Origin of the sequence: Frankia sp. AgKG'84/4, from assembly GCF_023242965.2 — a bacterium.
Taxonomy (GTDB): domain Bacteria; phylum Actinomycetota; class Actinomycetes; order Frankiales; family Frankiaceae; genus Frankia.
Window position 1 is genome coordinate 1 of the sequence record NZ_JALKFU020001035.1, and the last position, 1,717, is coordinate 1,717.

Genomic DNA, 1,717 nt, shown 5'->3' on the forward strand with positions numbered 1-1,717 from the left:
CGGTCGGCGGGGTCCCCCGGCGGCTCGCCGCCGCGGCCCGGCTGGGGTTCCGCCGGGCGCTGGTGCCCACCGGCTCCGGGACGGTGGTCGAGGGCATGACGGTCACCGAGGTACCCGACCTGGTCGGTGCCATTGCTCGAATGTATGAAACGTAAAATCGGATATGTACGTTTTGGAAATTTCGTAACCCCATGATTGGCAGCGCCCCCAGCGCCGGTCGCCCCCGATAGCATCGCGGCAGAGGCGCAGACAAGCAGGGAGCCGAGGAGCTGAGAGAGCCTGATGGCAGGACCACCCGGAGACGACATATTCCGGGCGACACTGGCCGCGGTCGCCCCCGGAACCCCCTTCCGTGACGGCCTGGAGCGGATCCTGCGCGGCCACACGGGCGCGCTGATCGTGCTCGGCCACGACAAGGTCGTCGAGGGCATCTGCACGGGCGGCTTCGAGCTCGACGTCGAGTTCTCGGCCACCCGCCTGCGGGAACTGGCGAAGATGGACGGCGCGATCGTGCTGTCCTCGGACCTACAGCGGATCGTGCGCGCCGCGGTGCACCTCGTCCCGGACCCGACGGTGCCCACCGAGGAGTCGGGAACCCGGCACCGCACCGCGGAGCGAGTGGCCAAGCAGACCGGATACCCGATCATCTCCGTGAGCCAGTCGATGCACATCATCGCGCTCTACGTCGCCGGCCGGCGCTACGTCCTGGACGGCTCGGCGGCGATCCTGTCCCGAGCGAACCAGGCGCTGGCCACGCTGGAGCGTTACAAGCAGCGCCTCGACGAGGTCGCGGGCACCCTGTCCGCGCTGGAGATCGAGGATCTCGTCACGGTCCGGGATGCGATCTCCGTCAGCCAGCGCCTCGAGATGGTGCGCCGGATCGCCGACGAGATCGAGGGCTACGTCGTCGAACTCGGCACCGACGGCCGCCTGCTGTCGCTGCAGCTCGAGGAACTGATGGCCGGCGTCGAGACCGAGCGCGAGCTCACCGTGCGCGACTACCTGCCGGCCGGCTCGAAGGCGGGACCGGCCTCGCAGGTGCTCGGCGAGCTCTCGGCGATGTCGCCCACCGACCTGCTCGACCTCACCGTGCTCGCCCGGGTGATCGGGTTCTCCGGCGGCGCCGACATCCTCGACCGGCAGATCAGCCCGCGCGGCTACCGCATGCTCGCCAAGGTCCCGCGGCTGCCGCGGCTGGTCGTCGACCGCCTGGTGGACCACTTCGGCACCCTGCAGAAGCTGCTCGCCGCCGGCGTCGACGACCTGCAGACCGTCGACGGCATCGGCGAGGCCCGCGCCCGCGCCGTGCGCGAGGGCCTGTCCCGGCTGGCCGAGTCCAGCATCCTGGAGCGTTACGTCTGAACCGGCGTCGACGTCCGGACCGGCGTCCGCCCGGCCTGCTCCCGGCCGGCGGCGGGTAGCTGGCACGATGGTCACGATGGTCACGACAAGCACTGCCGCCCCGGCCGCCGCCCGCTCCGCGGCGACGAGCGGCCACCCGGAGCTGGGTCGGCTGACCTTGGCATGGTTCGCCACCGCCGCCCGGGACCTGCCGTGGCGGCACCCCGGCACAACGCCATGGGCCGTCCTGGTCAGCGAGGTCATGCTGCAGCAGACCCCGGTCGCCCGGGTGCTGCCCGTGTGGGAGGCGTGGCTGGCGCGCTGGCCGACGCCGGCGGCGCTGGCCGCGGAGCCCGCTGGCGAGGCCGTGCGGGCC

Annotated in this window: 1 protein-coding gene and 2 pseudogenes; all 3 read left to right on the forward strand. The window is 72.0% G+C overall.

The annotated features are described in order from the left end of the window. Positions 1-155 (forward strand): annotated as a pseudogene (locus MXD58_RS27060) (DNA repair protein RadA); the annotation flags it as partial. A 127-nt stretch (positions 156-282) separates the two neighbouring features. Then, positions 283-1,362, forward strand: coding sequence for a DNA integrity scanning diadenylate cyclase DisA (gene disA / locus MXD58_RS27065; protein ID WP_248838153.1), 1,080 nt, complete (start codon positions 283-285; stop codon positions 1,360-1,362). Between the two features lie 67 nt (positions 1,363-1,429). After that, a pseudogene (locus tag MXD58_RS27070) lies at positions 1,430-1,717 on the forward strand (A/G-specific adenine glycosylase); the annotation flags it as partial.